Origin of the sequence: Myxococcus faecalis (genome assembly GCF_050039385.1) — a bacterium.
Taxonomy (GTDB): Bacteria; Myxococcota; Myxococcia; order Myxococcales; family Myxococcaceae; genus Myxococcus; species Myxococcus fulvus.
The window spans coordinates 567,463-590,269 of sequence record NZ_CP144336.1; the positions used below are offsets into that span (position 1 = coordinate 567,463).

The 22,807-nt window shown below is 71.3% G+C and carries 19 protein-coding genes; 12 read left to right on the top strand and 7 right to left on the bottom strand.

Annotated features, from left to right (window positions below; translation table 11 throughout):
• Positions 1–68: 68 nt before the first annotated feature.
• From VZQ01_RS02095 to VZQ01_RS02105, 3 genes are read left to right on the top strand one after another with little or no spacing between them, the layout of a single operon-like run.
• The gene (locus VZQ01_RS02095) at positions 69–1,208 is read left to right on the top strand and encodes a class I SAM-dependent rRNA methyltransferase (protein WP_223746898.1); all 1,140 of its coding nucleotides are present in this window, start codon (positions 69–71) and stop codon (positions 1,206–1,208) included.
• Between the two features lie 50 nt (positions 1,209–1,258).
• Positions 1,259–2,776, top strand: coding sequence for a 3'-5' exoribonuclease YhaM family protein (locus tag VZQ01_RS02100; RefSeq protein ID WP_223782924.1), 1,518 nt, complete (start codon positions 1,259–1,261; stop codon positions 2,774–2,776).
• A 6-nt stretch (positions 2,777–2,782) separates the two neighbouring features.
• Entirely contained in the window at positions 2,783–4,738 is a 1,956-nt protein-coding gene (locus VZQ01_RS02105; RefSeq protein WP_426746805.1) for an HD domain-containing phosphohydrolase, read from the top strand.
• Here the strand turns inward: VZQ01_RS02105 and VZQ01_RS02110 are convergent.
• The 3 genes from VZQ01_RS02110 to metG form a co-directional block, all read right to left on the bottom strand.
• Positions 4,725–5,501: a TatD family hydrolase gene (locus VZQ01_RS02110; protein ID WP_426746806.1), complete on the bottom strand. Its 777-nt coding sequence runs from the start codon at positions 5,499–5,501 to the stop codon at positions 4,725–4,727. The genes VZQ01_RS02105 and VZQ01_RS02110 overlap by 14 nt on opposite strands.
• Entirely contained in the window at positions 5,498–6,472 is a 975-nt protein-coding gene (locus VZQ01_RS02115; protein WP_426746807.1) for a HEAT repeat domain-containing protein, read from the bottom strand. The genes VZQ01_RS02110 and VZQ01_RS02115 overlap by 4 nt, the downstream gene beginning before the upstream one ends.
• Positions 6,473–6,563: 91 nt before the next feature.
• Positions 6,564–8,678 (bottom strand): methionine--tRNA ligase, encoded by a 2,115-nt coding sequence (gene metG, locus VZQ01_RS02120; protein WP_426746808.1) that lies wholly within the window; start codon positions 8,676–8,678, stop codon positions 6,564–6,566.
• Positions 8,679–8,792: 114 nt separating this feature from the next.
• Here metG and VZQ01_RS02125 point away from each other — a divergent pair, with 114 nt between their 5' ends.
• A complete protein-coding gene (locus VZQ01_RS02125) occupies positions 8,793–9,602 on the top strand; it encodes an NRDE family protein (RefSeq protein WP_223746892.1) in 810 nt (269 codons plus the stop codon).
• Here VZQ01_RS02125 and VZQ01_RS02130 read toward each other — a convergent pair.
• The 4 genes from VZQ01_RS02130 to holB form a co-directional block, all read right to left on the bottom strand.
• Complete coding sequence (locus VZQ01_RS02130) at positions 9,562–10,113, bottom strand: AraC family ligand binding domain-containing protein (protein ID WP_223782926.1); 552 nt, start codon at positions 10,111–10,113, stop codon at positions 9,562–9,564. The genes VZQ01_RS02125 and VZQ01_RS02130 overlap by 41 nt on opposite strands.
• Before the next feature lie 101 nt (positions 10,114–10,214).
• Positions 10,215–10,676: a hypothetical protein gene (locus VZQ01_RS02135; protein WP_141323158.1), complete on the bottom strand. Its 462-nt coding sequence runs from the start codon at positions 10,674–10,676 to the stop codon at positions 10,215–10,217.
• A 62-nt stretch (positions 10,677–10,738) separates the two neighbouring features.
• Positions 10,739–12,055 carry a DNA polymerase III subunit delta gene (gene holA, locus VZQ01_RS02140; protein ID WP_141323157.1) on the bottom strand — a complete coding sequence of 439 codons (1,317 nt, stop codon included), beginning with the start codon at positions 12,053–12,055 and terminating at the stop codon, positions 10,739–10,741.
• Complete coding sequence (gene holB / locus VZQ01_RS02145; RefSeq protein ID WP_223746890.1) at positions 12,052–13,086, bottom strand: DNA polymerase III subunit delta'; 1,035 nt, start codon at positions 13,084–13,086, stop codon at positions 12,052–12,054. Before holB ends, holA begins: the two co-directional genes overlap by 4 nt.
• Before the next feature lie 82 nt (positions 13,087–13,168).
• Here holB and VZQ01_RS02150 point away from each other — a divergent pair, with 82 nt between their 5' ends.
• The 8 genes from VZQ01_RS02150 (at position 13,169) to asnB (ending at position 22,581) form a co-directional block, all read left to right on the top strand.
• Positions 13,169–14,665: a mechanosensitive ion channel family protein gene (locus VZQ01_RS02150; RefSeq protein WP_223746889.1), complete on the top strand. Its 1,497-nt coding sequence runs from the start codon at positions 13,169–13,171 to the stop codon at positions 14,663–14,665.
• A gap of 168 nt (positions 14,666–14,833) precedes the next feature.
• Positions 14,834–15,514 (top strand): hypothetical protein, encoded by a 681-nt coding sequence (locus VZQ01_RS02155; protein ID WP_141323154.1) that lies wholly within the window; start codon positions 14,834–14,836, stop codon positions 15,512–15,514.
• A 123-nt stretch (positions 15,515–15,637) separates the two neighbouring features.
• Positions 15,638–18,067 carry an ABC transporter permease gene (locus VZQ01_RS02160; protein ID WP_426746809.1) on the top strand — a complete coding sequence of 810 codons (2,430 nt, stop codon included), beginning with the start codon at positions 15,638–15,640 and terminating at the stop codon, positions 18,065–18,067.
• A gap of 187 nt (positions 18,068–18,254) precedes the next feature.
• On the top strand, positions 18,255–19,118 hold the full coding sequence (locus VZQ01_RS02165; protein WP_223782928.1) for a hypothetical protein: 864 nt from the start codon (positions 18,255–18,257) through the stop codon (positions 19,116–19,118).
• 46 nt (positions 19,119–19,164) lie between these two features.
• Positions 19,165–19,668 carry an acyltransferase gene (locus VZQ01_RS02170; RefSeq protein ID WP_223746885.1) on the top strand — a complete coding sequence of 168 codons (504 nt, stop codon included), beginning with the start codon at positions 19,165–19,167 and terminating at the stop codon, positions 19,666–19,668.
• On the top strand, positions 19,665–20,255 hold the full coding sequence (locus VZQ01_RS02175; protein WP_141323150.1) for an acyltransferase: 591 nt from the start codon (positions 19,665–19,667) through the stop codon (positions 20,253–20,255). The genes VZQ01_RS02170 and VZQ01_RS02175 overlap by 4 nt, the downstream gene beginning before the upstream one ends.
• 91 nt (positions 20,256–20,346) lie before the next feature.
• On the top strand, positions 20,347–20,601 hold the full coding sequence (locus VZQ01_RS02180) for an acyl carrier protein (protein WP_141323149.1): 255 nt from the start codon (positions 20,347–20,349) through the stop codon (positions 20,599–20,601).
• Between the two features lie 12 nt (positions 20,602–20,613).
• The gene (asnB, locus tag VZQ01_RS02185) at positions 20,614–22,581 is read left to right on the top strand and encodes an asparagine synthase (glutamine-hydrolyzing) (RefSeq protein ID WP_426746810.1); all 1,968 of its coding nucleotides are present in this window, start codon (positions 20,614–20,616) and stop codon (positions 22,579–22,581) included.
• Positions 22,582–22,807: the final 226 nt, after the last annotated feature.

A 22,807-nucleotide genomic window follows, 5' to 3' on the forward strand; every position in this document is an offset into this window, starting at 1 on the left:
CCGACATCGGCAAGCGCACGGCCCATCTTGTCCGCTGGAAGTCAGCCACGCGAGAGGGGAGGACGCACTTGCTCAGCACCTATCTGTCCAAAGATGCCGCCCGCCGACTGCGCCATGGAGCCCCCTGGTTGCGCCGGGAGGACATCGTCTCCATGGAGGGAACGCCCCAACCCGGCGAGCCCGTGCAGCTGCGGGACGAGGACGGCGCGGTGCTCGGGCTGGGGGACGTGGACCTGGAGGCCTCGCTCGCGGTGCGGCGGCTGGGCATGCCGGACGAGGCGGTGGAGGGGCTGATTCCGCGCCACCTGCGCCGCGCCTTCGAGCGCCGGGGCCGCATGGTGGACGACCCGCGCTTCTGCCGGGTGGTGAACGATGACGGGGACGGGCTGCCCGGCCTCATCGTGGACCGGTACGACACCCACTTCGTGGTGCAGACGCTGACGCGCTCCATGGACGCCCGGCACCAGGACATCACCCGCGCGCTGGTGGAGGTGACGGGCGCCAGCTCGGTGCTCTTGCGCAACGACTCCCCGCGCAGGAAGGCCCTGGGACTGTCCACCCAGCGCCCCCATGTCCTCTACGGCACCCCACCCCGCTGGTGCCGGCTGCTGGAGCTGGGCGCCAGGTTCACCGTGGACCTCACGTACGGCCAGGGCACGGGCTACGCCTATGACCAGCGGGAGCTGCGCCGCGTGGTGGGCCGCATGGCCTGGGACGGCCGGGTGCTGGACGCCGCGTGCAACGTGGGCGGGCTGTTCGTCCACGCGGGCCTGCACGGGGCGCGGCACATCCTCGCCTTCGACGCGGACGCGGACGCGGCGGACCTGGCGCGCGAGAACGCCGAGGCGAACGGGCTTCTGGGGCGCGTGCTGGTGGAGAAGGGCACCGCGCTGCAGGCCCTGCGCGCGGTGCGGGAGACCTTCGACCTGGTGCTGCTGGACACACTCCGGGTGGCGACCGAGGAGGAGTTCGTGGAGCACCTGCGGTACGCGCTGCGACGCACCCGGCATGGGGGCCGGCTGATGGTGGTCGGCTATCACCCACCCCTGGCGTTCGGCGGCTTCGACGAGCTGGTGGCCACCGCGTGCGAGGCGGAGGCGCGAATCGCCACCCGGCTGGCCCGGCCCGGACTGCCTCCGGACCACCCGACGCTGGTGGGCTCCCCCGGCGCGGAGTACCTGGACACGGTGGCGCTGGAGGTGAGCTGACGCGGGAAAGCACCGCTCCGCCGTGGGGAGTGCTAGTGTCCGCGCCCGCGATGACCAACGAAAACGCCCCCCAGACCGCGACCTCCACCCCGGCGGATTCCGTCGAGACCGTCCGCAAGGTGTACGCGGCCGACCTGCGTGAGAAGGACCGCGTCCACACCGTCTTCCGCGTCACCAAGAAGGAGAAGGTGACGGCCCGCAGCGGCAAGGTGTTCCTGGCCCTGACGCTCGTCGACAAGAGCGGCGAGGTGGACGCGCGCGTGTTCGACAAGGTCGACGCGCTCGAGCCGTCCTTCCAGTCCGGCGACTTCGTGCTCGTCCAGGGCAACGTCATCCAGTTCCACGGCCGCACGCAGGTGGTGGTGGAGGGCCTGGAGCGCCTGGACCCCGAGCCCCTGGACCCCAAGGAGTTCGAGCCGCCCCCGGCGCCTCCCGTCGAGGCCAAGGCCGCCCCGGAGGCGAAGCCCGCCGCCGAGCCGCGCGCCGAGAAGGCCGACAAGGGTGAGAAGAGCGAGAAGAGCGAGCCCCGTCACGACGGCGGCGGTGGCGCCCGGGCCGCGGGCCTCATCCGCGAGCTCATCAACGAGCGCATCAACGATCCGTTCGTGAAGCAGCTCCTGATTGCGTTCCTGGACGACCCGCAGGTGGCCGCGGGGCTGCCGGTGGCGCCGGCCGCCAAGGGCATGCACCACGCGTGGCGCGGCGGCCTGGCCGAGCACCTGCTGTCGGTGATGCGGCTGACCCTGCGGGTGGCGGACCACTACCCCATGGCGGACCGGGACCTGCTGCTGGCGGGCGCGTTCCTGCACGACGTGATGAAGGTGGCGGAGATCTCCCCGGACAAGGGCTTCGACTACACCGACGAGGGCAAGCTCGTGGGCCACCTGGTGATGACGGCCCAGAAGATCCGCGAGAAGACGCTGTCCATCCCCGGCTTCCCGCCGCTGCTCGAGAACCACCTCACGCACCTGGCCATCTCGCACCACGGGCAGCTGGAGTACGGCAGCCCCAAGGTGCCGATGACCATCGAGGCGCACATCGTCCACGCGCTCGACTCGCTCGACTCGCGCATCGCCTCGTGGCTGGAGGCCATGCAGCGCGACTCGAACGAGAAGTGGACGGACGTGCTGCGCCACTACGACCGGCAGCTCTGGAAGGGCCCCCTGCCCACCGTGCGCGGCCGCGGACCCGTCGAGGGTGGCGGCGGTGGTGGCGGTGGCCGCCGCAAGTCGCGCGAGGAGAAGCGCAAGAACCGGGGCGACAAGGCTCCGCAGCAGCAGGCCCCTTCGCAGGAGGGCGGCGCGCCGGTGGTGGCGCGTGAGGAGCAGCAGCCGCAGCAGCGTCCTCCCCGCCGCGAGCGGCCGCCTCGCGAGGACCGGCCTCCCCGCGAGGACCGTCCGCCGCGCGAGGAGCGCGCCCGGGACGAGCAGCGCGCGCCCCGCGAGGAGCGTCCGCCGCGTCCGCCGAGGGATCCGAACAGCCTGCCGAAGGAGCTGACCTTCAAGCCCTTCAGCGCGCTGACGACGCTCTCGGGCGACAAGAGTGGCGAGGGTTCGTCGGAAAGCTGAGTCGTCATGGCGAAGAAGCTGGGTGAGCGCCTCATCGAGGCGGGGCTCGTCAACGCCGGGGCCGTGGAGCAGGCCCTGGAGCACCAGAAGATCACCGGCCACAAGCTGGGGGACTGTCTGGTGGAGCTGGGGCTCCTCCAGGAAGCGGCGCTCTTGCGCTTCCTGGCCGCGGAGTTCCAGACGCGCTTCGTGAGCGCGGACAAGCTGGCCAAGGCGAAGATCGCCACCGAGGTGCTCGACAGGCTCCCGGTGCGACTCGCCGAGGCGCAGAACGTGCTGCCCCTGGCGGTGGACCCGGACCGGAAGCTGTTGTCCGTGGTCGCCGCCGAGCCGCAGAACAAGGCGCTGATGGACGAGATTGCCCTCGTCACGGGCATGTCGGAGGTCTACGCGTACGTGGGCCTGCGCGGCGCCATCGCCGCGGCCATCCGCAAGCACTACTACGGCGACCCCACCGCGTTCGCCGCGCTGCTGGAGGCCGCGAGCGCGCAGTCCGGCCCCGCCGAGTCCACGTCGCGCGCCGGCGCGCCGGAGCACAACCGCACGTCCACCAGCAACCGCAGCAGCCTGTCCTTCCGCATGGAGACGGACCCGCGCATGCGGGTGCAGCGTCCCAGCGGCGGCACGCAGGTGGCCGGTCGTCCGTCGTCCACGCAGCGGCGCGAGCCGGGTGGCCCGCGCGGGCTGGTCAGCGACATCGACTACGTGGAGACGCTGGGCATCCTCGTGGGGCTCTTGGAGCAGGACCGCCAGCGGCACCGGGGACACTCCGCGCAGCTGGCGCGTCAGGCGGGCATCGTCGGTCAGCGCATGGGCATGCCCCACAAGGAGCTGGCCGCGCTGTCCATCGCCGCCTACCTGCACGACCTGGGCAAGCCGTCCGAGCGGCACTTCTCGCTGGCGAGCAACGCCGTCAACTCGGAGTGGAAGGCGCAGGCCCGCGCCGCGTGCCGCGCGCCCACGAAGCTGTTCGAGACGGTGCACCTGCCCGCGCAGGTCAACACCATCCTCGCGCAGCTCTATGAAGCCTGGGATGGCTCGGGAACTCCGCAGGGCGCCAAGGGAGAGGAGATCACCCTGGGCGCGCGCATCCTCGCGGCGGTGGACAGCTTCCTGGAGCTGACCAAGAACCCCGGCAACGCGCTGGGCAAGGCCCTGCCCAAGGAGCAGGCCCTGGAGCACCTGCGCACGAACGCGGGCGTGCTCTACGACCCGGTGGTCGCGGACATCGTCATCCAGCTGCAGAGCGGCGAGCTGCTCCGTCACCGACTGGAGAGCGAGGGCCGGCAGGTGCTCGTGGTGGAGCCGGACGAGACGGCTCGCGGCGAGCTGCTGGAGGCCGTGCTCAAGCAGGGGCTGGTGGCCCACGCGCTGTCCACGCAAGAGGGCGCGCAGGATGGCCTCGCCCGGCAGGACTGCGATGTCCTGGTGGTGAGCCTGCGCCTGGGTCAGCAGGAGGTGTTGGACTTGCTCCAGCAGGCCCGCTCCGCGCCGGAGACGGCGGGGCTGCCCATCGCGGTGGTGGGCGAGCCGGATGCGCCCACGCGCGAGCGACTGATGATGGGCGGCGCGACGGAGCTGCTGCCGCCCGGGGACAAGTCCCTCGTCGCCAAGGCGGTGCGCGCGCTGCTCGAGGACCGGGTGCTGCACAACGGCCCGGGGCGCGTGGTGCGTGGCAGCTTCGACGAGCTGCCTCCGAGGGAATTGCTGCGCACGCTGGGCAGCGCGAGGAAGAGCGGCAAGCTCAACCTGCGTCAGCACACGCTGGAGGGCTCGATGCACCTGGAGAGCGGCCGCGTCGTGTTCGCCTCGTTCGGCGGACACACGGGAGAGCCCGCGCTCCAGGCGCTCTTGAAGCTCAAGCAGGCCGACTTCCAGTACGACCCGGACGCGCTGCTGCTGGACGTGCCGCAGATGGACCAGGACCTCCAGGCCCTGGCCGGCGGCGTCAGCGCAGGTTGAGGTTGAAGAGGGCGGCGGCGTTGGCGGTGGTGACCTCGGTCACCGTCTCCAGCGTCACGCCCTTGAGCTCCGCCAGCTTCCGCGCGGTCTCCACCACGTGCGAGGGCTCGTTCTTGCGCCCCCGGTGCGGCACGGGCGCCAGGTACGGGCTGTCGGTCTCCACCATCAGCCTGTCGAGCGGCGCGAAGCGCACCGCGTCCTGCAGCGCCTCCGTCTTCTTGTAGGTGATGACGCCGGAGAGCGAGAGGTAGAAGCCCCGGTCCAGGTAGCGCCGCGCGGCATCCGTGTCTCCGGTGAAGCAGTGGATGACGCCCTTGGGCACGCCCACCTCGCCGAGAATCGCGTCGCAGTCCTCGTGCGCGTCACGCACGTGCACCACCAGCGGCTTGCCCAGCTTCACGGCCAGCTCGCACTGGTGTCGGAAGATGCGCGCCTGCGCCTCCCGGGGTGAGTGGTCGTAGTAGTAGTCCAGGCCGGCCTCGCCCACGGCGCGGACCTCGGGCCGGGCGCAGGTGCGCTCCAGCGTGGCCAGGTCGTCCTCCGTGGCGCGCGCGGCCTCGTGCGGATGGATGCCGAGCGTGGGCGAGAGGAACTCGGGATGCGCGGCGGCCAGCTCCAACGCGTTGCCCCACTCGCCGGGACCATGGAACTGGCCCACGACGATGGCGTGGACGAGGCCCGCGGCGCGCGCGCGCTCCAGCACCGGGGCCGCGTCCGCGAAGTCCTTCACTTCCAGGTGGCAGTGCGCATCCACCAGTCTCATGTCCCCTCCTGAAACAAGTCGTCCAGTTCCTGCCGTGCCTCGGGTGAGGTGAAGGTGCTCACCGCCGCGCGCACGTGCTCGCGGCCCTCGGGGAGGCCCAATCTCCAGAGCCCATCCGCCGCGTCCAGCCGGTCCTCTTCCTGAGCGCTCACGTCCCGCAGCAGCGCGAGCAGCCAGGGCAAGGCCCGCTCGTCGCCCAGGCGTCCCAGGCCGCGCGCGGCGGCGCCCCGGCAGGAGTCCTTCGGGTCATCGAGGATGGCCTTCAGTCGCTCCAGCGCGCCAGCGGCCTTCACCTCGCCGAGCAGCTCCACCGCGAGCGCGCGGTCCTGACTCCACTTCTTGCGCGTGCGCTGGAGCAGGTGTGCCGCGCCGTCGGCGTCACCCAGCCGGGCGAGGACTCCCGCGGCCTGCGTCTTGTCGAAGGCGGGGAGCAGCCAGCGGCCGAACAGCTTCTTCACCGCGGGCAGCGCGCGAGCGTCCTCGAGCTCCGCCAGCGCACCCAGGGCGCGGAAGCGGAGCAGGTCCGCGTCCAGCGCGTCGATGAGCACCTCGAGGCCCGCGGGGTGCTTGAGGGCGGCGATGCCTCGCGCGGCCTCGAAGCGCACCTCGGGGACGGAGTCCTCCAGCATGCCCGCGAGCGCGCCGCGCAGCTCGGGACGGGCCATGTCCGCAAGGCGCCCCGTGGCCTCCAGGCGCACCAGCGACTCCTCGTCGCGAAGCCGCGAGATGAGCAGCGCGATCGCCTCTTCTTGCGGCAGCACCACGGTGGCCAGCGCGATGCCCGAGCGCTTCACCTCGGGCTGCGCGTCCGACAGCATCCTCGGCACCACCTCCGTGAACTCGGGCGCGCGCGAGGGCAGCTCCGCCGCGAGGTGATGGAGTTGCTCGGCCGCCTCCGCGCGAAACGCGGGGCGCTTCTCGTTCTCCAGCGCCAGCAAGGCCCGGTCCCGCTCCGCACGCCAATCCGTCACGTCCCATCACCTCGCTTGCCCGACAGCGTCCGCTTCGAGCACCTCGAGCGAACTGGGGCAGGGGGTTGCCACCCTGCCCCGTCCGCGCCGACTACTTCACGTCGCTGCCCGGCGGCACGTTGCCCGGATCCAACAAGGACAGGTCCTTGCCGCCCGGCCCCGCCGTCAGGAGCATGCCGCGCGACGAGATGCCCTTGAGGCTGCGGGGCTTCAGGTTCGCCACCACCACGACGTTGCGCCCCACCAGCGACTCCGGCGCGAACGCCTCGGCGATGCCCGAGACGATGGTGCGCGGCCCCGTCGCCTCGCCCACGTCCACCGTGAGCTTCAGCAGCTTGTCCGCCTTGGGGACCTTCTCCGCCGCGAGCACCTTGCCCGACTTGAGCACCACCTTGGCGAAGTCCGCGTACTCGATCTCAGCGGACGCCTCCCCTGCGCCCTCCGTCGCCTGCGTGACGGGCGCGGCCTCGGCCGGCTTCTTCTCCACCTTCTTCTCCTTGCCACCTTCGGCCTTCTTCGCCTCCACCGCCGGAGCCGGCGCGCCGCCCGCGGGCAGCGAGAGGATGGCGTTGACGCGCTCCTCCTCCAGCCGGGGCAACAGCGGCTCCGGGGTACCGATGGGCCGGCTGCGATCCAGCAGCGGATACTTCGCGCCCTCCAGCGCCTGGAACGTGAGCGGCGGCGCGCCCAGCTGCGCGAACAGCTTCTCGGACAACCTCGGCGTCACCGGGCCCAGCAACGCGCCCAGCAGGTACACGACGTCCGCCGCGTCGGAGAGGTCCGCGCGCGCCGCCTCCGCGTCCTTCTTCACCAGCGCCCACGGCGCCTGCGCCTGGACGAAGGCATTCGCAGCCGACGCGATGTCCGTGATGACGCGGATGGCGTTGCGGTACTCGAGCTTCTCGAACGCCTCGCGCACCTCGCCGACCCGGGCCAGCACCGACTCCACCAGCGCGCGTCCAGGCCCCTCGGCCCGACCCGGCGCCAGCTTCCCGCCCAGCGGCCCGGCCAGGAGCGACAGCGCGCGGTTGGCCAGGTTGCCCACGTTGTTGACCAGCTCCCCGTTCACCCGCAGACGGAAGTCCTTGAGGTTGAGGTCCAGGTCCTCCACGCCCGCGCCCAGGTTGGCCGCGTAGAAGTAGCGCAGGTAGCTGGGGTCCAGCTGGTTCAGGTAGTCGCGCACCGGAATCATGGTGCCGCGGCTCTTCGACATCTTCTCCCCGTTCACCGTGAGGTGGCCGTGGACCTTGATCTCGCTCGGCACATGCAGGCCCGCCACGTCCAGCACCGCGGGCCAGAACAGCGCGTGGAAGTAGACGATGTCCTTGCCGATGAAGTGGACGATGCGCGCGCCGCTGTCCTTCTCCCAGTAGTCCAGCGCGCTCTTCGCCTTGCCCGTCTCCTTCGCCCACTTCTCCGTCGTGGCGATGTAGCCGATGGGCGCGTCCAGCCAGACGTAGAAGTACTTGTCCGTCTCACCGGGAATGGCGAACCCGAAGTAGGGCCCGTCACGGCTGATGTCCCAGTCCGCGAGCCCCTTCTCGAAGAAGCCCTGCAGCTGCGTCGCGAGCCCCGGGTGGAGGAAGCCCGGCTTGCGCAGCAGCGCCTGGAGGAAGTCCGCGTGCTTCGAGAGCTTGAAGAACAGGTGCGCCGACGACTTGCGCACCGGAGGCGTCCCACAGAGCGCACAGCGCGGCTCGATGAGGTCCGTGGGGCTGTACGCCTTGCCACACTTCTCACAGACGTCACCGTACTGGTCGGGCGACTTGCAGTTGGGACAGGTGCCCTTGATGAAGCGGTCCGGCAGGAAGCGGCGGTCCTTCTCGCAGTACGCCTGTTCGACGTCCTTGCGCTCGATGTCGCCCTTCTCCTTCAGCCGCCCGTAGATGAGCTCCGCGTAGTGGCGGTTCTCCGGCGAGTTGGTGGAGTGGAAGGAGTCGAAGCGCACGTCCAGGTCGTGGAAGTCCTTCTGGTGCTCGTCCTGGAAGCGGGCGATGAACTCCTCGGGCTTGAGCCCGTGCTTCGCCGCGTTGAGCTCGATGGGCGTGCCGTGCGTGTCGTCCGCGCAGAAGTAGACGACGTCCTTGCCGCATGAGCGGAGGAAGCGCACGTAGATATCGGTCTGGATGTACTCGACGGCGTGCCCGAGATGGATGGGGCCGTTCGCGTACGGAAGCGCACTGGTGACGAGGATTCTCTCCGCCATGGACTCTCCTGGGGGCGGCGGACATTAGCCGCTCGGGGGGCCGAGGTCATCGACGGCGTGGGGCCGCGCGCACGAATGCACGACGGAGCCGGGGATGTTATCGACCGGATACGAATGTGCACCATCGTCATCCTTCGTCAGGTCCACCCCGAGTGGCCGCTGGTGCTCGCGGCCAACCGGGACGAGTTCTACGCACGTCCCACAACGGGCCCCCAGGTCCTGCTCGAGTCCCCTCGCGCCGTCGGCGGACGGGACGTGGAGCGCGGCGGGACGTGGATGGGAGTGACTAACGAGGGCCTCTTCGTGGGCCTGACGAACCAGCGCGGAGGACAGGGGAAGGGCCCGGCCCCCCGCTCGAGGGGAGAGGTGGTCCTCCAGGCCCTGCGGGCCGCCAGCGTGGAGGGCATCGAGCGCTACCTGGACACGCTGTCCGGCGAGGACTTCCTCCCCTTCAACCTCCTCTACGGCGATGCCCGGACGCTGCGGGTCGCCTACGCCAGGACGGGCCAGGCCGAGCTGCGGCGCGAGGACGTCCCCCCAGGCATCCACGTGCTCCCCAATGACGTGCTCGACAGTCCGGAGCTCCCCAAGGTGGCGCGAGCCCGGATGCTCGCCGCCGAGCTGCCGCACGAGCCCTGGCCCCGGTTCGAATCCGGGCTCAAGGCCCTGCTCGGGGACGACCTGCTGCCCCCGGAGAGCGGGACGCCGCGCCCCGCGCCCGGGGAGTCGCTGCCCCCCGACTTCCTGCGTCGCCTGCAGGCGCTCTGCATCCATACGCCCGCCTATGGCACGCGCTGGTCCTCCATCGTCGCCCTGGCTCCGGGACGCGTGGGGCATTACCTGGTGTCGCAGTCCGCGCCGTGCGAGGGCTCCTGGGAGGACATCACGGGGATGCTCGATGTCCCCCCTCCCACGACGCGCTGAGCCCGCGGCGCCCCTCGCCCAGGCGCGCCAGCAACCGTGAGAGCAGGGGCCACGGGTGCGCGCCCTGCTCGGCGCCGAGCCCGCGCAGCGCGCGATGCAGCGCCACGAAGTCCCGCGCCACGTCCGGGTCGTCGAGCACGGCGCCCCCTCCGGGAAAGAGGTCGTCGACGAGCGCCACGTCCTCGTCTTCCCATCCACGGCGCGACGGCGGCCTGAGCAGGGCCACCGGCACGAGCATCCCGCACAGCACCCCGGGGCGACCGCTCTCGGCGTGCAGCGCGTGGACTTCACCTGGAGGAATCACGACGAGGCTTCCGGGCGGCGCCATCAGCCGGACACCTCCGCAGCACACCTGCTGGACATGCCCCGCGTCCAGCGTGAGTTGGAGCTCGTCATGGACATGCAGGGCCTGCGTGGTGGCGCGGCCACTCACCCGATACAGCACCAGTCCCGGGTATGTGCCGGGTCGCCAGACCTGCGCCGTCGCATGCCCGTCCCACTCCGTCACCATCTCCCGCTCCCCGCGTCGATGTACGGGAAGCTAGACGCCGATGTGGGTTCGGCGCAGCCAGCCCCCGGGACACAGGCCGTGTCGTCGGGCCGGCACTCGCCTCAGGCCGGACCGGCGGGCGCGGGCTCGCCCACGAGGACGCGTGCCCGGCCGTCCATGGAGAGCTTCACCTCCTCGACAGTGCCGAAGCCGGACTCACGCGCCAGCTCCGCCAGGTGACGCATCCACGGGTTGTAGGGCATCCCGTTGTCCGAGCAGCACGGCACCACGGCGAACGGCAGCCGATGTCTCGCCGCGTATTCGATGATGACGCGCGTGGCGCCGTCCGGGTGCATTCCCACCACCAGCTCCGCCTCGCACGGCTCGTCCAGCGTGAAGATGCGCTGGGCATACGTCACCGGCAGGTGCTTGTGCCGCAGGTCGAAGGTGGTGACGGCGCGGCCCCGCCGCGTCAAGGCCTCGTTGAGGCGCCCCTGCCCTCCCGCCACGTCGAAGACGCGAGGGGCCATGAAGCGCGACACGATGAAGTCCGCGAAGAGGTCGAAGCGACGCTTGTCCGCCATACGCGGCCTCCTCTACCCGAGCCGGACTCCGAGTGCACGTCCCAGTGTGCCCGCCCGCTCCCTCAGGCGCCGAGGCACACCGTGGCCAGGAGCCGCTCGATGACCAGCCGCCCGTTGCCCGAGGACTTCAAGGACAGGTCCGCCTCCGCGCACGCCACCAGCGCGCCCAGCAGCTCCTTGCGCTCGTAGCCCGCGGCCGCCTTCATGCTGAAGGTGAGCGCCCACGCGTTGGGCATCTTGCGCCGGGTGCCCTTCAGCTCCGCCTCCAGCTTGGGGAACACCCGGGCCTCCACGTCCTTCGCGGTGCGCGGCGGCGTGCCTCCCGCGTAGCGCGTCAGCCACTCGTGGCTCTCCAGCAGCGTACGGACGATGGAGGCCACCGCGCCCAACAGCTGCAGCGCGTGCGTGCCCTGCCCCATCGCGTCCTCCGCGTAGGACAGCGCGCCGCGGAAGTCGCGCTTCTGGAGCGCCTCCGACAGCTCGAAGAACTCCTCCTCGCGCGCGTGGTGCACCAGCATCACCACGTCGGAGCGTTCGATTGCGGGGCCCTCCGAGTACGTGGCCAGCTTCTCCAGCTCCGACTGCAACAGGCGGATGTTGCCGCCCACGCGCTCCTTGAGCTCCTCCAGCGCGCCGGGCCCCAGCTTCTTCTTGAAGGGCGCCAGGAACTCCTTGGCGATGTCGGAGAGGTCCAGGTCCTTGTGGCGCGCGGCCACCTTGCGCTCGACGACGTGGCCCTTGTCCTGCGCCAGCTTCACCAGCGGGTTCTTCGCGTCCACCTCCGTGGCCGCCATCACCAGCGCGTGTCCCGCAGGCGCGCCCTTCTGGATGAGCTCGATGAGCGCGGTGGCGTCACCCTCCGGGGCGCTGATGCGCTCCTCCTTGCAGAAGGCCGCGGCCTCCTTCAGGAACGCCACGTCCGCCTCGGCGAGGTCGACGTTCAGCTCCTCCTTCCACTGCTCCACCGACGGCGCCCTGGACGCGGATGGGTCCAGCTGGTCCACGCCCCAGCCCGCGCGCGCCGCCAGCGCCAGCAGCCGCCGCGCGCCCTCCTTGCGCTTGCCCGCCTTCCACGCCTCGCGCGCCTTGGCGAGCGGGTCTCCCCGCCCCTTCTTCGGCGCGAGGAACTCCGGGTCCCTCACCACCACGACCTTGCGGCCGGGGAACAGCGGCATCGTGGCCAGCTCCTGCGCCACCTCGCGCGGGCTGCCCGCGTCCAGCGTGACCAGGTTGAGCCCCACCGCCGCGTCGGGCACCAGCACCTTGACCAGCTCGTCGGCGCCCTTTCGGACCAGGAACTCCTCGCCCCACAGCAGGTACAGGGGCGAAAGCTTCCCGGCCTTCACGCCCGCCAGCACGTCATCCAGCTCCGAGCTCATCGGGACGTCTCCGTGAACAGGTCGATGAGCATCCGCTCCAGCTGCAGCCGGGGCGCGCCGTTGCGGGCCACCGCCGCGCGCGCGCCGTCGAGCAGCGCGTGGCGACGGTGCAGCCACGCATCGGACAGGCGCGCGCCCACCTCCACCGCCAGCTGGCGCAGGTCGCGGTTCGCCAGCGCGTCCTCGCGTCCCACCTTGGCAAGGGCCACGTCGCGCGTCCAGAGCGTCAACAGCTCCAGCGTCGCCTCCGCGTCCTCGCGCGAGCCGCCGTGCTCGTCCGCGAAGCGCAACAGCCCCACCGCGTTGTCGCCGCGCAGGTTCTCGAAGGCCGTCACCACGTCCTTGCGGCGGGCCAGCGCCTCCACGTCCAGAGACAGCGCGCGGCCCAGGCTGCCTCCGGCCATGATGGCCGCCAGCTGCGCGGTGTCCGCGTCCAGCTTGCGCTCGGTGCGCACGCGCTCGGCGACCAGCTCCACCGGCAGCGGGCCGAAGTGCACCTTGCTGCACCGGCTGCGGATGGTGGGCAAGAGCTTGTCCATGGCGCTGGCCACCAGCACCAGCGTGGTGTCCGCGGGCGGCTCCTCCAGCGTCTTGAGGAACGCGTTCTGCGCCTGCACGTTCATCGCCTGCGCGGAGACGAGGATGGCCACCTTGCGGCGCGACTCCAGGCCGCGCAGGGCCAGCCGCTCCTGCAGCTGGCGGATCTGCTCCACGCGCAGGTCCCGGCTCGGCGTGCCCGTGAAGTCCGAGCGCCCCGCGAGGCCCCGCGACACGCGCTCGTCGTCCGGCATCACCCAGGTGACGTCCGGGTGGAGGCCGCGCGAGACGCGCGTGCAGCTGGCGCAGGTGCCGCAGCCCACGTCCGGCTGCTCGGGGCAGGTGAGCGCCTGGGCCAGGCCCACGGCCGCTCGCTCCTTGCCCACGCCCTCCGGCCCCGCGAAGAGATACGCGTGGTGCACCGCGCCGGAGCGAAGTGCCGCCTGAAGTGAATCAATCGCGCGGGGCTGTCCCAGCACCGATGCGAGGGTCATGGCGCGTGTATCCCCGCTTGCGCGCCACGCGTCAACCGCTGCCTTGACCCCCCATGTACGCGCGGGAGAGAGTCAGGGGGCCTTGCTGCCTTTCCTCCAGAGCAATCTGTCCCTGGCCGTCGGCGCGATACTGGCGCTGGTGCTGCTGGGAACCCGGGCCTCCAGCCAGGACGCGGACCTGAAGCGGGACCTCACCGGGGCCCTGCGGCTGATGGTGATGTTCCTCATCCTGCGCGTGGGCGCCTGGGCGCTGCCCGCCACCACGCCGCCCGGGCCGATGAAGGCGCTGCAGGTCGCCTGGATGCTGACGTTCGCCTTCGGCGTCATCCGCGCGGGCGTGGGCTTCGGCCTGAAGCTGGCCCGGCTGCGCTCGACGTCGGTGGGGACGCCGAAGATCCTCCGCAACGTCATCGACTTCCTGCTCTACACGCTCGCCGCGGTGCCCATCGTCCAGACGCAGCTGGACCTGGACCTGACGGGCCTGGTCGCCACGTCCGCGGTGCTGTCGGTGGTCATCGGTCTGGCGCTCCAGGAGACGCTGGGCAACCTCTTCGCGGGCCTGTCCCTGCAGTTGGACAAACCCTTCGAGGTCGGCGACTTCGTGCGCATCGGCGAGCACGTGGGGCGCGTGGCGCAGGTCAACTGGCGCTCCATCCGCATCATGACGTTCCGCCGTGAGCTGGTGACGCTGCCCAACTCCATGGTGGCCAAGGAGCAGCTCAAGACGTTCAACCAGGACCGCGAGCCGGTGGGCGTGGACATGCAGGTGCGCGCCACGTACGAAACGCCGCCCAACGTGATGAAGGCGGCCCTGCTGGACGTGGCGCGGGAGATTCCGCAGGTGCTGGTGGACCCGCCGCCCATCGCCCGCACGCTCGCGTTCGACGAGCAGTCGGTGCGCTACATGCTGCGCTTCTTCGTGAACGACTTCTCGCTCGCGGACGCGACCATCGCGGAGGTGCACACGCGCCTGTGGTACCGGATGCGGCGCGACGGAATCGAGCCGCCCGTGCCCCACCGCGTGGTGCGCATGCGCGAGGACGCGGCCCGGCCGGAGCTGCCCGCGCACACCGTGCTGCGCCTGTTGCGCGCGGTGGACCTGTTCGAGCCGCTGAAGGACGCGGACCTGGAGCGGCTGGGCCAGGAGGTCCACGTGCGCCGCTTCGGCCGCGACGAGCACATCATCCAGGAGGGCGATGACGGCCGGACGTTCTACGTGCTCGCCTCCGGCGAGGTCAGCGTGCGCGCCGGCAAGTCCCAGTCCGAGGTGACGCGGCTGGGCCAGGGCGGCTACTTCGGCGAGATGTCGCTGCTCACCGGCGAGAAGCGCGCCGCCACCGTGGTGGCCCTGGAGGACTCGCTGCTGCTCGAGGTGGACCGGCCCACCTTCGCGCGGCTGTTCGGCGAGCACCCCAACCTGGCCCGGCAGCTGTCCTCCATCCTCGCGCAGCGGCGCACCCAGCTGCGCGCCGTGGCCCAGGCCAGCGGCGCCACCGGGGACCCCATCCCCGCCGAGGTGGGCCGCATCCTCGGCCGCCTGCGCCAGATCTTCGGCCTGCACGGCTCCCACCACGAGTAGCCCGCACCGGGCCTCCCGAAGCCCCTTCCCCGCCCTGGTCGTGCCCGCCCACCCTACCTGCCAGGGGGTGCGTTTCTGGGGGCCTCCAGGCCGCCCCGTCTCCGAGGGAATGTCAGACCCTTCCGGTAGTCTCTCTTCATTCCCGCTACCGGAAAGGAAGTCGTCGACATGACCACCCCTCGTGAGAACCCGTGTGTCTCGGTCAACCAGCTCGGCCAGTACCTCACCGGAACGCCGTCGCTGCGAAAGCGCATCATCCAGGGACAGAAGAACCCGGTGGATCCGCAGTACCTGCGCTACCCCGCGGCGGCCCAGGCCATCACCGAGTTCCTCTGCGAAGGCCGGGACGAGGTCATCCTGCGCTACCACCAGCGGCGGCTGCTCAACGCCCAGGCGGACTCCGACTTCGACGCGCACCGGCTCGCCCTGTGCGCGGAGGCGCTCCAGCGCTGCCTCGTCGCCACGGAGGACCTGGCCACCCGCGCCGTGGCCAGCCCCGCGGACCCGGAGCTCGCGCCCCTGGAGCTCGCCGGCGTCGCCGTGAAGGTGCGCCCCGAGGTCCTCCTCCGAGGCGTGGACGCGCGCGGGCAGATGCGCTCGGGCGTGCTGAAGCTCTACTTCTCCAAGCACACGCCGCTCGACGAGCGCGCCGGCCAGTACATCGCCACCGTGCTCCAGCTCTTCGCCGAGGAGCGGCTGGAGCAGCAGGGGCCCGTGGACCCGCGCCTGGTGGGCGTCTTCGACGTGTTCGCCGGCCGCCTGTTCGTCGCGCCGAAGGCCCGCCAGCGCCGGCTCCAGGACGTCGTGCTCGCCTGCGAGGAGATCGCCGGCCGCTGGAACTTCCACTGACGGCCCGCGGGGTCCGTGTCCGCTTCCGGGACACGGGCTTCCCGCATCCGCGAACGGCGCGGGGCCCGGGGCGGGCCTCCCTCCAGGGAACCTGGGGGGTTGCCTCGCTCCAGGCGGGCTGGCATGGCCTTCGCTTCGGGGCCCGCCATGGACTCGCTTCGTCAGGACTTCCGCTACGCGCTGCGCACGTTGAGGCACACGCCGGGCTTCACCCTGGCCGCCGTGGTGACGCTCGCGCTGGCCATCGGCGCGAACACCGTCCTCTTCAGCGCCATCCACGCGATGCTGCTCAAGCCCCTGCCCTTCCAGGCGCCGGAGGCGCTCGTGCGGCTGTGGTGCCAGCAGCTGGACTTCCCTCAGGCGTCCGTGTCCCCGCCGGAGCTGCTCGGCTGGCGGGAGCATGGCCAGTCGTTCGCGCAGCTGGCCGGCTTCGCCCGTCGGGACATGAGCCGCACGGGCGCGGACTCCGCCGAGCGCGTCCGCGCGGCCCGCGTCACCCCCAACTTCTTCCAGACGCTCGGCGTGACACCCACGCAGGGGCGCGACTTCCGGGACGAGGACGCGCAGCCGGGCAATCCCCCGGGCAGCGTGGTGGTGAGCCATGCCTTCTGGAAGAAGGCGCTGGGCGGAGCCTCGGACGCGGTGGGCGGGACGGTGCGGTTGGACGGGCGCACGTACACCGTCGCGGGCGTGCTGCCGGAGGGCTTCACCTTCCCGGAGTTCTCCGAGGACGTCGACGTGTGGCTGCCCAACTGGCTGGACCCGGAGTCGCACGGCAACCACTACATGAGCGTCATCGGGCGGATGGCCCCGGGCGTCACGCTGGAGGCGGCGACGGCGGACCTGGCGCGGGTGGCCCAGCTCATCGCCCGGCCGGGCGCGCCGGGCGAGAAGGCCCACGGCGTGACGACGGACCTGTGGCAGCGCTACCTCACGTCCACCTCGCGGCCGGTGCTGTGGGCGCTCTGGGCCGCGGTGGGCTTCGTGCTGCTCATCGCCTGCGCCAACGTGGCCAACCTCCTGTTGGTGCGAGCGCTGGCGCGGCAGCGGGACGGCGCCATCCGCGCGGCGCTCGGGGCCAGCCGGGGTCGGCGCATCCAGCAGGCGCTGGCGGAGAGCGTGCTCCTGGGCCTCGTCGGCGGGCTGGTGGGCCTCCTGCTCGTCATGTGGGGCATGGAGCTGGTGCGCGCGCTCCTGCCAGCCTCGATGCTGCGCATGACGCCGGTGGAGCTGAGCGTGCCCGCGCTGCTGTTCAGCGTGGCGCTGTCGCTCGGCGCCGGGTTGCTCTTCGGCCTGGCGCCCGCGCTGCACACCTCCGGTGCGGACGTCCTGCCGCTGCTCAAGCAGTCCGGGAGCGCGGCGGGCGCGCGCGCCAATCACCCGCTGCGCAACGGGCTGGTGGCCGTGCAGCTGGCGCTGGCGCTGGTGCTGCTGGTGGGCACGGTGCTGATGGTGCGGACGCTGCGCAACCTGCAGGCGGTGGACCCCGGCTTCGACGCGGAGCGGGTGCTGCATGCGCGGCTGGCGCTGCCGGACCTCAAGTATGGCGGCCCCGACCAGCAGCGCGGCTTCTTCGCCGACTACCTCGAGCGCCTGCGCGCGCTGCCGGACGTGGAGAGCGTGGGCATGGTCAACGACGCGCCGCTGGGGGGCACCAACTCCAACGGTGACTTCACGCTGGAGGGGGCGCCGCGGGACTCGGGGCTGCGCTACGTCACCGAGTACCGGGTGGCCTCGCCGGGCTACTTCCGGGCCCTGCGCGTCGCGCTGCGCGAGGGACGCGACTTCGACGGCCGCGACTCGGAGAAGGGCGCCCCCAGCGTCATCGTCAACGAGGCCTTCGTGCGCAAGTTCCTCGGCGGCGGCGAGGCGCTGGGCCGCAGGGTTCGCCTGGGCTGGAGCGACAACGAGCCCTTCCGCGACATCGTCGGCGTGGTGGCGGACGTGCGTCACAACCGCCTGACGGAGCCCGCCCAGCCGGAGACCTACCTGCCGTACGAGCAGTACCCGGTGCACACCATGTCCATCCTGCTGCGCACCTCGCGCGAGCCCTCCGCCCTGGTGGCCGCCGTGCGCCAGGAGCTCAAGGCCGTGGACGCGGAGCAGCCCGCGTACGACGTGGCCCCCTTCGTCGACCGGATGGACCGGCAGGTATCCCGGCCCCTGGCGACGGCGCGGCTGCTCGCGGCCTTCGCGGCGCTCGCCGTGGTGCTCGCGGGCGTGGGCGTCTATGGCGTCATGGCCTACGCGGTGGGCCAGCGCACCCGGGAGCTGGGAATCCGCCTGGCATTGGGCGCCCACCCCAGACAGGTGCTCGGGCTGGTGATGCGTCAGGGCCTCATGCTCACGCTCCTGGGCGTGGGGGTGGGCCTGCTGGCGGCCTTCGGCTGCATGCGCCTGCTCGCGGCGCTCCTCTATGGTGTGAAGGCCCACGAGCCGGGCGTGTTCCTGGGAGTCGCGGCGGCGCTGGGGTTGGTGTCGCTCCTGGCCACGTGGATTCCCGCGCTGCGCGCCAGTCGGGTGTCACCGTCCGTGTCACTGCGCGCGGAGTAGCTTCCGCCGCTGGCGGAACGCCGCGCCCAGGCAGCTTCAAGGCCCCGCCACGGGCCCGCGCCAGCTCGGCGGGCAGGCATGGGGTGACTTCGCCCCAGCCCCTGCGTTCCACGCGTTTACGGGCACCAGCGGACGTCCTGCTCGGCTGCCCTTTGACGCTTGCCGACGGAAGGGTTTAAGAGTCCGCATGCACTTCGACTGGACGTTTCTGGTTCGCGTGAGCGTGCTGGCTTTGCCCGCCATGCTGCTGATGGCGTTGCACGGCACGGTGGCGCAGGCCTCCGCGCCGAGCGCTCCGCTGGAGAAGCTGTCGGGTCGTCGCATCTTCTTCGGCCACCAATCGGTGGGCGGCAACATCCTGGACGGCGTCAAGGCGCTGCCCAACTCGGCCCAGGGCGTGGTGCCGCGCGTGGTGGAGGTGCAGAGCCCCACGGAGTCGCTGGCCCCCGGCACCCTGGCGCACGCCATGGTGGGACAGAACGAGAAGCCCGAGTCGAAGATCGCCGACTTCGAGCGGCTGATGGACGCGGGGCTCGCGAAGTCGACGGACGTGGCCTTCTTCAAGTTCTGCTACATCGACATCAACGGGGCCACGGACACGCGCGCGCTGTTCGAGAAGTACCGCGTGGCCATGGAGGGCCTGAAGGCGCGCCACCCCGGCACCACCTTCGTGCACGTGACGGCGCCGCTCACCACGGTGCAGCGCGGCGCGAAGGCGTGGCTGAAGGAGCTGCTCGGCCGGCCCGTCTGGGGCGTGGCGGAGAACGTGCAGCGCGAGACGTTCAACGAGCTGATGCGCAAGACGTACGCGGACAAGGAGCCCCTGTTCGACCTGGCGCGCCTGGAGTCCACCGCGCCCGACGGCTCGCGGGAGACGTACGAGCTCAATGGCCAGACGTGGCCGGCCATGGTGCCGGGCTACTCGGATGACGGCGGCCACCTGAACGCGGCGGCCCAGAAGCGCCTGGCCACCGAGCTGCTCAACTTCCTGGCCGGCCTGCCCGCGCCCGTGGTGCAGCCTCCCATCCCCGCGGTCCAGGCCACGCCGTGACATGAGGCCGTTACATCAATCACTGTCGCGCGAGTGGGGGAAGCTCATGGCGCGCCTGAAGTTGAGGCGCTGTCAGGAGATAGGGGACTCGCCCACGGTGCTGGGCCGCGTGTGGATCCACGGCGCGGGCCGGGTGCTCGTGGGACACCGCGTGGTGCTGGATGGCCGGCTGGCGCCCATCGAGCTGCATGCCATGTCGCCCCAGAGCGTCATCATCCTGGGGGACGAGGCCCACATCGAGGGAGGCGCGTCGCTGGAGGCGCTCAGCTCGATTTCGGTGGGCCGGGGCGCCCGGCTGGGGCCGTTCAGCAAGGTGATGGACAACCAACACCACCCGCTGAGGGGAAACCGCCATGAGCGGCCTCCGTCGGTGCCCCTGGTCATCGAAGAGGGCGTGACGGTGGGCAGTCGTGCCATCCTGTTGCCGGGCGCGCAGCTGCAGAAGGGCTGCACCGTGGCGCCCGGCACCGTCATCTCGCGTCGGATTCCGGCGGGGGTGACGGTGGGGGGAGCGCCCGCGAGGGTGCTGCGCAGGGAGGTGATGGGATGACGTCGCGTAGCCCATTCGTCCGGATTCCCGAAGTGGTCGCCCAGCTGGAGGAGATGGGCCGGGCGGCCCGGCCTCGCGCGGAGCGCGCGGTGGCGATGGTGCGCGCGCGCTGGCAGTTCCGCGCCGTCCAGTCGCTGGGGCGCAACGTGGCGGCCTATGGGCCGGTGAGCGTGCACAACGAAGGGGAGATGGTCCTCGGGGATCGGCTGACGTTCTCCGGCGGGATGCTGCCCAGCTCGCTCGTGTGCCACCCGGGTGGCCAGCTCACCATCGGGAACGAGACGCAGTTCAACTACGGGGTGTGCCTGGAGGCCTGGCGCTCGGTGAGCGTGGGGGCCCGGTGCATGTTCGCGTCGTTCGTGCGCGTGGGAGACCGGGATGGGCTCCACACCGCGCCCATCATCATCGAGGACGATGTCTGGGTGGCGCACGGCGCCATCATCATGCCCGGCGTGCGCGTGGGAGCGCGCTCGGTGGTCGCCGCCGGGAGCATCGTCACCCAGGACGTGCCGCCCGACACGCTGGCCATGGGCAACCCCGCGCGCAACATGAGCCTGGAGCTGGTTTCCCGCGACACGGGCAGCTGAGCACCTCAAGTCTTCGTCCCGGGCGCGTCTTGCTTCGCGCCCGGCTTGTTCCATCACTTCACCACCGCACTTCCAGACAGGACGTCCTACCGTGAGCATTCGTGAACGCATCCGTACCTTCATCGTCGACACGTTCTTCGTGGACGACTTCGGCGATGACGACTCCTTCCTGCGCAAGGGGCTCATCGACTCCACGGGGATGATGGAGCTGGTGGCGTTCCTGGAGTCGGACTTCGGCATCAAGCTGGAGGACAAGGAGCTGGTTCCGGAGAACCTGGACTCGCTGACGCGCGTGGTGGCGTTCGTCGAGCGCAAGCAGAACCAGCGCCTGCCGCAAGCGGGCTGAAAAGAGCGCGCCATGTGTGGCATCGCGGGATTCACCTACCCGGCGGGAGGGGGCGCCGGGGCCGAGGCGGGCGAGCGGCTGGTCCGGATGACGGCGAGCATCCGTCACCGGGGCCCGGACGCGCAGCGGGCGTTGGTGTTGAACGGGGTGGCCCTGGGCCACACGCGGCTGTCCATCGTGGACCTGGAGGGGGGCCACCAGCCGATGCGTGACGCGGCGACGGGGCTCACCGTCGTCTTCAACGGGGAGATCTTCAACCACGTGGAGCTGCGCGAGCAGCTCGCCGGGCGGTATGCGTTCCGCACGCGCTCGGACACGGAGGTCATCCTCGCGGCGTTCCTCACGTGGGGCATCGACTGTGTGCGCCGGTTCGAGGGGCAGTGGGCCTTCGCGCTGTGGGACCCGCGGGATGCCACGCTGTGGATGTCTCGCGACAGGGTGGGCATCTGCCCGCTGTATTACGCGGAGCTGCCGGGTGGACAGCTCGCGTTCGGCTCGGAGGCCAAGGCGCTGTTCGCCAGCGGGCTGGTGACGCCGGCGCTGGACGCGCGGGGGCTGAAGCAGACGTTCCAGCTGTGGTCGCCGGTGGCGCCGCGCACGTCGTTCGAGGGGGTGCGGCTGCTGCCGCCCGCGCACTCGGCCCGGTTCCGCGCGGGGGTGCTGGAGACGTTCAGGTACTGGGACCTGGATTTCGGCGTGGAGCCGAGCACGGCCAGCGACGCGCGCATCCAGGAGGAGCTGGGCGAGGCGTTGGAGCGCGCGGTGCGGCTGCGGCTGCGCGCGGACGTGCCGGTGGCGGCGTACCTGTCGGGCGGGTTGGACTCGAGCCTGTTGTGCGCGCTGGCGCAGGGGCAGCTGGGCGGGACGCTGCGGACGTTCTCGGTGGGCTTCGCGCACGCGCGGTTCGACGAGCGCGAGCACCAGGCCGCGGTGGCCGGGGAGCTTCGCACGGAGCACCGCGTGGTGGAGATGCGCGACGGGGACATCGGCACGCTGGTGCCTGGCGTCATCTTCCACGCGGAGCAGGCGATGATGCGCTCGGCGCCCGCGCCGTTCCTGCGGCTGAGCGAGTGGGTGCGGCAGAACGGCATCCGGGTGGTGCTCACGGGGGAGGGCTCGGACGAGATGTTCCTGGGCTACGACCTGTTCAAGGAGACGAAGGTCCGGCAGTTCTGGGCACGGCATCCGGCGTCGAAGTGGCGGCCGCTGCTGCTTCGTCGGCTCTACCCCTCCCTGTCGGTGAGCCAGCAGAACGTGGAGCTGCTGCGCGAGTTCTTCGGCATGGGGTTGGAGGACCCGGGCAGCCTGGGCTTCTCGCACCTGGTGCGGTGGGCGAACAGCGGGCGGATCTCGCGCTTCCTGGCGCCGGACTTCGCGGCGAGCGTGGCGGACGAGGAGCCGACGGCGTCGGTGCTCGCGACGGTGCCCGCACACGTGGCCCGCTGGCGGCCGCTGGCGCGCGCGCAGTACCTGGAGGCGAAGACGCTGCTGTCGGGATACCTGCTGTCGGCGCAGGGAGACCGGATGCTGCTGGGCAACGCGGTGGAGGGACGCTTCCCGTTCCTGGACACGTCGGTGATGGAGCTGGCGGCGCGCATCCCCGAGCGCATGCGGCTCAAGGGGCTGGACGAGAAGCACGTGCTCAAGCGCTACGCGAAGGGCCGTGTTCCGGCGTCCATCCTGGAGCGCAGCAAGTTCCCGTACCGTGCGCCCATTGCCGGAGCGCTGGTGGGACCGGAGGCGCCCGCGTGGGCGAGGGAGCTGCTCGCGCCCGAGGCCGTGGCGAAGGTGGGGGTGTTCGATGCACGCAAGGCGGAGCGGCTCGTGGCCAAGCTGCGCGCGCCCAACGCGGCGGAGAGCGAGGCGGACACCATGGCGCTGTTCGCCATCGCGTCGACGCAGCTGCTCGCGCACCACTTCCTCACGCCGCGCGCGCCGCCGCGGGCGGACCTCGACGCCGTGGTGCTGGAGGCGGCATGAACGATAGGAAAGCTCACGCGCTGGCCGAGGCCTTCCCGAGCCGGGCACCCCCCCTGCGCGTTCGTGATTCTCGCGCGCGGGCCGCCAGAACGTCCGAAACAGTCATGCGCCAGCAACGGCGCATGCGCGCCAGCGGTTTTCACACGCGAACAGCCTGCGCGTCCGAGACCGCTCCGCATCAGGAACGCCGCATGCGCGCGAGCGATCTTCACACGCGAACAGCCTG

Bases quoted from the DNA above. Each gene is read 5' to 3' on its own strand.
- metG (WP_426746808.1), bottom strand. From the start codon at position 8,678: ATGGCGGAGAGAATCCTCGTCACCAGTGCGCTTCCGTACGCGAACGGC.
- VZQ01_RS02105 (WP_426746805.1), top strand. From the start codon at position 2,783: ATGGCGAAGAAGCTGGGTGAGCGCCTCATCGAGGCGGGGCTCGTCAAC.
- VZQ01_RS02165 (WP_223782928.1), top strand. From the start codon at position 18,255: ATGCACTTCGACTGGACGTTTCTGGTTCGCGTGAGCGTGCTGGCTTTG.
- VZQ01_RS02130 (WP_223782926.1), bottom strand. From the start codon at position 10,113: ATGGTGACGGAGTGGGACGGGCATGCGACGGCGCAGGTCTGGCGACCC.
- asnB (WP_426746810.1), top strand. From the start codon at position 20,614: ATGTGTGGCATCGCGGGATTCACCTACCCGGCGGGAGGGGGCGCCGGG.
- VZQ01_RS02135 (WP_141323158.1), bottom strand. From the start codon at position 10,676: ATGGCGGACAAGCGTCGCTTCGACCTCTTCGCGGACTTCATCGTGTCG.
- VZQ01_RS02155 (WP_141323154.1), top strand. From the start codon at position 14,834: ATGACCACCCCTCGTGAGAACCCGTGTGTCTCGGTCAACCAGCTCGGC.
- VZQ01_RS02110 (WP_426746806.1), bottom strand. From the start codon at position 5,501: ATGAGACTGGTGGATGCGCACTGCCACCTGGAAGTGAAGGACTTCGCG.
- VZQ01_RS02100 (WP_223782924.1), top strand. From the start codon at position 1,259: ATGACCAACGAAAACGCCCCCCAGACCGCGACCTCCACCCCGGCGGAT.
- holB (WP_223746890.1), bottom strand. From the start codon at position 13,086: ATGACCCTCGCATCGGTGCTGGGACAGCCCCGCGCGATTGATTCACTT.
- holA (WP_141323157.1), bottom strand. From the start codon at position 12,055: ATGAGCTCGGAGCTGGATGACGTGCTGGCGGGCGTGAAGGCCGGGAAG.
- VZQ01_RS02170 (WP_223746885.1), top strand. From the start codon at position 19,165: ATGGCGCGCCTGAAGTTGAGGCGCTGTCAGGAGATAGGGGACTCGCCC.
- VZQ01_RS02125 (WP_223746892.1), top strand. From the start codon at position 8,793: ATGTGCACCATCGTCATCCTTCGTCAGGTCCACCCCGAGTGGCCGCTG.
- VZQ01_RS02175 (WP_141323150.1), top strand. From the start codon at position 19,665: ATGACGTCGCGTAGCCCATTCGTCCGGATTCCCGAAGTGGTCGCCCAG.
- VZQ01_RS02160 (WP_426746809.1), top strand. From the start codon at position 15,638: ATGGCCTTCGCTTCGGGGCCCGCCATGGACTCGCTTCGTCAGGACTTC.